We start from the raw sequence: 7,118 nt of genomic DNA, 5'->3' as shown, positions 1-7,118 counted from the left end.
CCGGCGGTGTGCTGCTGCCGTTCTTCTCCTTCATGACCTTCCTGATCGCGGTCCCGACCGGTGTGAAGTTCTTCAACTGGATCGGCACCATGTGGCGCGGAAGCCTCTCGTTCGAGACGCCCATGCTGTGGGCGACCGGCTTCCTGATCACGTTCGTGTTCGGTGGGCTCACAGGCGTGCTGCTGGCCTCGCCGCCGATCGACTTCCACGTCTCCGACTCGTACTTCGTAGTGGCCCACTTCCACTACGTCATCTTCGGGACGGTCGTGTTCGCGATGTTCTCCGGCTTCCACTTCTGGTGGCCGAAGTTCACCGGCAAGATGCTCGACGAGCGCCTCGGCAAGATCACCTTCTGGACGCTGTTCACCGGTTTCCACGGCACGTTCCTGGTGCAGCACTGGCTGGGCGCTCAGGGCATGCAGCGGCGGATCCCCGACTATCTGGCGGTGGAGGGCCTGACGACGCTCAACACGGTGTCGACGGTCAGCTCGTTCCTGCTCGGCATGTCGATGCTGCCGTTCTTCTACAACGTCTGGAAGACGGCGAAGTACGGCGAGCGGGTCACGGCCGACGACCCGTGGGGCTACGGCCGTTCCCTGGAGTGGGCGACCTCCTGCCCGCCGCCGCGGCACAACTTCGTCGCCCTCCCGCGGATCCGCAGCGAGTCCCCGGCGTTCGACCTGCACCATGCGGACGTCGCGGCGGCGGAGCGGGAGCTGACGCTCCGATGACCGCGATGGAGGGCCTGCCCGCGGACGTGGACCTGCGGGCGTTCCACAACGACGTCGAGGGCCATCTGCTGGCCGCCGCCGCGCAGGAAGAGGCCCGTGCGGCCGCCGCGCGCTTCGCCGCCCGGCTCGACCGGCTGCCGGAAGCTCAACGGGAGGAGGTGGAAAGGCTGTTCGCGGCTGAGCACCTCGCCCTCGCCCGGGCCTCCTGGCAGCGGACGGCGCGGCGCGGGCAGGAACTGCAGAGTGAATACGAGGCGGTGTACCGCGGGCTCCGCGCACGGCTGCTGGCCGGTCTGCTGCTGGGATGCGCGCTGCTGCTGGCAGTGGATCTCGTGGTGCTGGTGGCGGTCTAGCCGGTGTCAGGCACCGCTGCCGGAGGGATTCCTCAGGACCTCTATCAGGCTGGCGTAACTGTCCTGTCCGTGGCCGGTGGCGGCGGCCTTCTCCATCGCGGCCTTGAGGAGCTCGGGCAGCGCGTTGTCGATGCCGCGGGCAGCCGCCGCGTGGATGAGGTGGTCGATGGCCGCGATCTGCACGTCGACGGTGGCGTCGTCGCCCGGGTAGCGGCCGGCGTCCACCTGGGGAGCGTACGTGGTGAGGAAACCCGCCACCGCGCTCAGCCAGCGGATCGCGACCGGGGTGAAGTCGGCGGCCGATGTCCGCTCGGCGCCGACCAGCGCGGTGCCGTGCAGCCAGCCGGTCATGGTGGACCACATCAGCCCGAGCAGGGCGGCGTCGTAGAGGGAGGCGAGGCCGGGGTCGGTGCCCAGGTGGAGTGGGTCGCCGAGGGTCGCCAGGGTGGAGCGATGGGCGTCGAAGACCTCTCGGGAGCCGCTGTAGAGGAACATCTTGGCGGGGTCGCCGACGCCGGGCGGGGTGGTCATGATGGCACCGTCGAGGTAACCGGTTCCGTGGGAGTCGGCCCACTTGACCGCCTCCTGGGCCTGTTCGGGGGACCCGGAGGTGAGGTTGACCAGGGTTCTGCCCGCCAGCTCGCCGGCGGCCGGGTCGAGCACGGTGTACAGCGCCTCGTAGTCCAGCACGCAGGCGATGGTCAGGGGTGAGGCGGCGATCGCCTCCTGGGGGGTGCCGGCCGGGCGGGCGCCGCGGTCGACGAGGGGGCGGGCCTTGTCCGGGGAACGGTTCCACACGGTGGTGGGGTGGCCCCGGTCCAGCAGCGCGGCGGCCAGCGCCGAGCCCATCGAGCCCAGTCCGACGACGGTGACCGGCCGGCGGTGTCCTGCGTTCATGCCCAACTCCTCGTAGACGATGGCGAGATGACGTGTGATCACGTAGGACCAACGGTCGCAGGGCACGAAGATCGGGAACAGTGACAGCAGTGACGGCCTCCACCAAATTCCTGCCATAGGCTGCGGGGCATGAGTGCCGGTTCTGTCGCCGTGGTCGTGACCGAGGAGATCGGGGTCCCCTCGTGGGATCTGTACGAACTGAGTATCCCGTGCACCGTGTTCGGCAAGCCGCAGCCCGATCTGGCTGATCCCTGGTACGACCTGCGGCTGTGCGGGACCGGGGCCGGGCCGGCGGAGGGGGACGGCGCGGCGGACGGTCATGGCCTGAGTCTGCGCACCCGCCACGGGCTGGAAGACCTGGTTGGTGCCGATACGGTCATCGTGCCGTCGGTGCCCGACTCGTGCGTCGAAGAGGGCAGGCCGCTGCCGTGGGAACTGATCGCCGCCCTGCGCCGGGCTCATGACGCGGGCGCCCGCATGGTCTCCCTGTGCACCGGCGCCTTCGCGCTCGCCGAGGCCGGGCTGCTCGACGGGCGGCGCGCCACCGCCCACTGGATGCACACCGCACAGCTGGCCGAGCGCTACCCGAAGGTGCACGTCGACGCGTCGGTGCTGTACGTGGACGACGGCGACGTGCTCACCAGCGCGGGACTGACCGCCGGGCTCGACCTGTGCCTTCACCTGGTGCGGCGCGATCTCGGTGCGCACGTCGCCAACCAGTTGGCGCGCCGCATGGTGGTGCCCGCCCACCGGCCGGGCGGACAGGCGCAGTTCATCGAGCTGCCCGTGCCGGCCGACGACGACGAGGGCCTGGCGCCCGTCCTCGCATGGGCGCGGGCCAACCTGGACCGGCCGCTGACCGTGGCCGACCTGGCGCACCGGGCCGCGATGAGCCCCCGCACGTTCTACCGGCGGCTCCAGGCCGTCACCGGGACGACACCGCTGCGGTGGCTGCTCGACCAGCGGCTCGGGCGCGCCCGGTCACTGCTGGAGTCGACGGACCTGCCGATCGAGAAGGTCGGGGAGCTGAGCGGCCTCGGCACGGCCAACAATCTCCGCCACCACTTCCTGAGGCACCTCGGGGTGTCGCCCGGCGACTACCGGCGGGCCTTTCCCGGCGCCCGGGCGACCGGGCGTGGACGTACGCGGGCCTGAGTCAGGTCTGCGGACTCCAGCCCGGGGGCCGCAGGATCCCCAGCAACTGCCGGACCAGTTCGTCGACGACCTCGTCCAGCGTCGCGTCGACCCAGCCGGCGCTCCAGTCGTGCAGCAGGCCGTTGACGCTGCCGATGAAACCCGTCGCCGCGAGGCGGTAGTCGCGGGGGGCCGCCTCCCCGCGCGCGGCGGCTGCCCGGGCCTCGGCGCAGATGAGGTCGACCCAGCCAGCCCGGCGGGCGAGCCGCTGCTCTTCCAGGCGCGGGCTGACGCCGATGATCTCGACGAAGGTGATGCGGATCCGGCGCGGATCGGCGGTGACGTTCCCGGCGTAGGCGCGGAAGATGGCGGTCGCGCGCTCGACGAGCGGCAGGTCCGCCGCACCGGCCGCCGCCTCCAGCACCGCCTTCTCGGCCCAGTCGTTGACCTGGAGGTGCAACGCCGCGAGTACGTCCTCCAAGGTGCGGAACTCCTCGTAGAACTGACGAGTCGACAGCCCAGCCGCCTCGCTGAGCGCAGCGACGGTGGTGGCGCGGAAGCCGGGGGTGTCGCCGAACAGCTGGAGCGCGGCGTCCAGGAACCGCCGGCGCCGCTCGGCCTGCCGCTCCTCGGCGGTCTTGCCGCCGTAGCGGCCGGTCGGCGCTCTGAGTCTGCCCGGCACCGGCTCTCCCTCCATCGCTCGAACACCCATCTTCGCCCGAACGCGATTTTGTCGTGGACGCGGTCTTGTGGAGAAGGCCACCCCTTCCTTACTTTGCAGTAAGTTGACTCTGAAAGTACGTGTGTTCAGATTCCTCACCCCACCCGCAGAGGAGGGATCAGCCATGCCCGCATTCCGACGGCGGCACCTGTGCTCCCTGACCGCCGCCCTGGCCCTGACCGCCACCGTTCCCGCGACCGCCGCCCACGCGGACACCCCCGACGCCTCCGCGGCGCTGCGCCAGGTGCTGTTCGTGGGCAACAACTGGGACGGCACCGCCGAAGTCATCAAGTCCACCGGGGACTTCGCGAAGATCGGCCGGATCAACGTCGTTCCCGACAAGGACGAGCGGATGGCGGAGATCAACGCCGATCCGATCAGATGGATCGCCTTCATGACGATCCGCAACAGCGTCGGCGAGGGACACGACCAGTTCGTCGACGACATGTACTCCACGCCGGACGGGAAGTCGGTGGTCGTCTCCCGGCCCAGCTTCGCCGACGTCGTGTCGATCGATCTCGCCTCCGGGCGGATCAACTGGCGCTTCCCGGTGTCCGGTTTCCGCGCCGACCACATGGCCGTCTCCCCCGACGGGAAGCGGGTCGCCGTGTCGGCGTCCACCGGCAACGCCGTGCACGTCCTGGACATCGTGACCGGCAAGCAACTCGGCAAGGCCACCACCGGTGACAAGCCGCACGAGAACATCTTCACCAAGGACGGCAAGTACATCTACAACATGTCGATCGGCGACGTGAACACGCAGACCGACGCCCCGTGGCTGGACTGGACGAAGGGCGACCGCCGCATCACGGTCATCGACGCGACCACGTATCAGCAGGTCAAGGTCATCGACATGCGCACGCGCCTGGACGCGATCGGCCTGAAGGACTTCTCCGACGCGGTGCGGCCCGCCGTGTTCTCGCCGGACGAGTCGAAGTTGTACTTCCAGGTGTCGTTCTTCAACGGGTTCTTCGAGTACGACCTGGTCTCCGACAAGATCACCCGCACGAAGACCCTGCCGAAGAACCCGGCGACCAGCGACGACCGCACCACCTTCGTCAACGACTCACGCCACCACGGCCTCTCGATGAGCCCGGACGGCAAGAAGCTGTGCGTCGCGGGGACCATGGACGACTACGCCACGGTCGTCGACCGCAACACCCTCCAGGAGGGCCCGCTCGTCACCGCCGCCAAGCCCTACTGGGCCACGGTCAGCGGTGACGGCAGGAGTTGCGTCGTCTCCGAGAGCGGATCCGACCAGGTCACGGCCATCGACTTCGCCACCGGCAAGAAGACCGTGTCCGTGCCTGTCGGGGACCACCCGCAGCGCGTCCGGCTCGGCCATGTGGAGGCCGGCTGGACGAGCCCGTCCGCTAGCTGACCTCCTTCGCGGCCCACGCCGCCAGCTCCGAGCGGGCCGCGTTCAGCAGGTCCGCCGGGGGAGCCGTCGCCCCGTTGGTCACCAGCGCGTAGTGCAGGACGCCCGAGTCCGGCGCGGTGAGCAGCAGGCGGCGGCTTCCCGTGCCGCCCGGCTCCTGGGCCACGCCGACCGGGGTGGTCGAGGTGTAGGCGGGCGGGGCGTGGACCGTGCCCAGGTCGGAGACGACCGTGGTGGACGCGGTGGGGAAGCTCGCCGGCAGGTGCAGTTCGGTGGGTGCCCGGCCGCCGTCCGAGCGCCACAGCAGCAGCCCGTACTGTCCGGAGCCCACCAGCCGCTGCACGTTCGGCAGTGAGTTCGGCACCGGGTTCCAGGTCAGGGTCGTCGAGCCGTCGCGGGAGCGGTCCTCGTAGGTGAAGCCGACGGTCGTGCCGGCCGTTGCGCTCGGGTAGAGGCGGTCCAGGAGCCGGGCGTCCTGGCGCAGCACCGGCTTGCCCGAGTCGTCCAGGCGTACGGCGGACAGATCCTCGTCGTTCCAGGCGTCACCGGCGGTGAGCACCTTGTCGGGGTTGCCGTTCATCAGCTCGCGGTGCCGGCCGTTGTAGATGTCCCACTGCCACTGCGAGCCGGAGAGCACCGGCCCGGAGGCCGCCGGATCGGACCACCAGTCGGCGCCCTTGAGGCGGGAGTCGAGCGCCTGGTACATCGCCTTGAGGACGGTCGGCGCCTTGTCGGAGACGTTGCCCGCGAGCGGGTGCCCGAACTCGCTGACGACGGCGGCGGTCTGCGCGGCTGCGGCCCGGTCGCGGACCGTGCGGAAGTCGTTCGCGTACTGGCCGTCGGCCGCCTTGCCCCACATGAAGACGCCGGAGATGGCCTTCTGGTCGTAGAAGTGGGTGTTGAAGACGTAGCGGGGTCCGAGCTTGCCCGCGTCGAGCAGGCCGCCCTCCTGCTTCTGGAAGTCGAGGTTGGCGTTCCAGAAGAGGTTCGGCTCCACGAAGGCGGGCTTGTTCCGCCAGCCGGCCGCGTCCATGCGGGCCCGGAACTTCTCGAAGAACGGCCACAGCACGTCCTTCTCCCAGGCGCGGCTGGTCTGCCCGGAGTCGTAGACGCCGGCGTGCGGCTCGTTGTAGGGGTCGAAGCCGGCGATGCCCTTGAACTGGTCGGCGCTCAGGTGCTGTTCGACGTACGCCATGGTCTTCTCAGCGGTGGCGAGGAAGGCGTCCTGCACGCCGTGCGCGTTGTGCCAGAAGTCGTGGGTGGCACGCTTCACGGCCTCGTTCTGGGTGATGTTCTGCCCCCAGAAGAGGCAGATCCCGCAGGACTCGTCCGGGTAGTTCCCGGCGTCCACCGCCCACTTGGGCGCGCCGTCGCCGGTGTACCAGCTGTCGGCGTCGAACAGGTGCCGGGAGTAGAGGTCCTGGTGGAAGTCGGGGTAGACGCGGATGCCGGCGTCGAGGAACGCCTTCATCTGGTCGGTGGCGGCGGCCAGGTAGGCGGTGTCCACCTTGCCGCGCTCGGGCTCGGCGTAGGCCCAGGAGAGCAGGAAGCGGACGGTGTTGCCGCCGCCGAGGGCGCGCAGGGCGGTCGCCGACTTGCGGGCGTCGGCGACGGAGGCGAAGGGCAGGCCCTTGTTCTCCGCGAGCTTGGTCTCGCCCGAGACGTTGTAGCCGCGCAGTACGACCTCGCGGCCGGAGGCGTCGGTGAAGCGGCCGTTCGTCACGGTGACCGTCGGGTCGTCGAACCAGAGGGAGCCGGGAGGGGGCGCGGCGGGGGGGGGGGGGGGGGCCCCCCCCCCCCCCCCCCCCCCAACCCCCCACCCCCCCCCCCCCCCCCCCACACGGGGAGGGGGGCGATTGAAAAAAAAAACCAGCTATATATAAAAAAAACAAAAACCACACAAA

7 protein-coding genes are annotated in these 7,118 nt (G+C 70.0%); 4 read left to right on the top strand and 3 right to left on the bottom strand.

Annotation, left to right across the window (positions count from 1 at the left end):
• Together ACH4G3_RS22425 and ACH4G3_RS22420 are read left to right on the top strand one after the other, a co-directional pair.
• The coding region (locus ACH4G3_RS22425; protein WP_397626159.1) for a cbb3-type cytochrome c oxidase subunit I at positions 1–731 on the top strand (731 nt) is incomplete at its 5' end.
• Positions 728–1,084 (top strand): hypothetical protein, encoded by a 357-nt coding sequence (locus ACH4G3_RS22420; RefSeq protein ID WP_397626158.1) that lies wholly within the window; start codon positions 728–730, stop codon positions 1,082–1,084. The genes ACH4G3_RS22425 and ACH4G3_RS22420, both read left to right, overlap by 4 nt.
• A gap of 6 nt (positions 1,085–1,090) precedes the next feature.
• On the opposite strand, the gene ACH4G3_RS22415 is transcribed toward ACH4G3_RS22420, so the two are convergent.
• Positions 1,091–1,981: an NAD(P)-dependent oxidoreductase gene (locus ACH4G3_RS22415; protein ID WP_397626157.1), complete on the bottom strand. Its 891-nt coding sequence runs from the start codon at positions 1,979–1,981 to the stop codon at positions 1,091–1,093.
• Positions 1,982–2,131: 150 nt separating this feature from the next.
• Here ACH4G3_RS22415 and ACH4G3_RS22410 point away from each other — a divergent pair, with 150 nt between their 5' ends.
• Positions 2,132–3,136, top strand: coding sequence for a GlxA family transcriptional regulator (locus tag ACH4G3_RS22410; RefSeq protein WP_449657602.1), 1,005 nt, complete (start codon positions 2,132–2,134; stop codon positions 3,134–3,136).
• Between the two features lies 1 nt (position 3,137).
• Here the strand turns inward: ACH4G3_RS22410 and ACH4G3_RS22405 are convergent, their stop codons facing one another.
• Positions 3,138–3,797: a TetR/AcrR family transcriptional regulator gene (locus ACH4G3_RS22405; RefSeq protein ID WP_397626155.1), complete on the bottom strand. Its 660-nt coding sequence runs from the start codon at positions 3,795–3,797 to the stop codon at positions 3,138–3,140.
• A 163-nt stretch (positions 3,798–3,960) separates the two neighbouring features.
• Between ACH4G3_RS22405 and ACH4G3_RS22400 the strand changes: the two genes are divergently transcribed.
• The gene (locus ACH4G3_RS22400; RefSeq protein ID WP_397626154.1) at positions 3,961–5,217 is read left to right on the top strand and encodes a YncE family protein; all 1,257 of its coding nucleotides are present in this window, start codon (positions 3,961–3,963) and stop codon (positions 5,215–5,217) included.
• Here the strand turns inward: ACH4G3_RS22400 and ACH4G3_RS22395 are convergent.
• Positions 5,210–7,054 (bottom strand): cellulase family glycosylhydrolase, encoded by a 1,845-nt coding sequence (locus ACH4G3_RS22395; protein WP_397626153.1) that lies wholly within the window; start codon positions 7,052–7,054, stop codon positions 5,210–5,212. The genes ACH4G3_RS22400 and ACH4G3_RS22395 overlap by 8 nt on opposite strands.
• Between the last annotated feature and the right edge of the window lie 64 nt (positions 7,055–7,118).

Source organism: Streptomyces afghaniensis, from assembly GCF_044327915.1.
In the GTDB taxonomy this organism is placed as follows: Bacteria; Actinomycetota; Actinomycetes; order Streptomycetales; family Streptomycetaceae; genus Streptomyces; species Streptomyces afghaniensis.
This window is presented reverse-complemented; position numbering and strand designations above follow the sequence as displayed.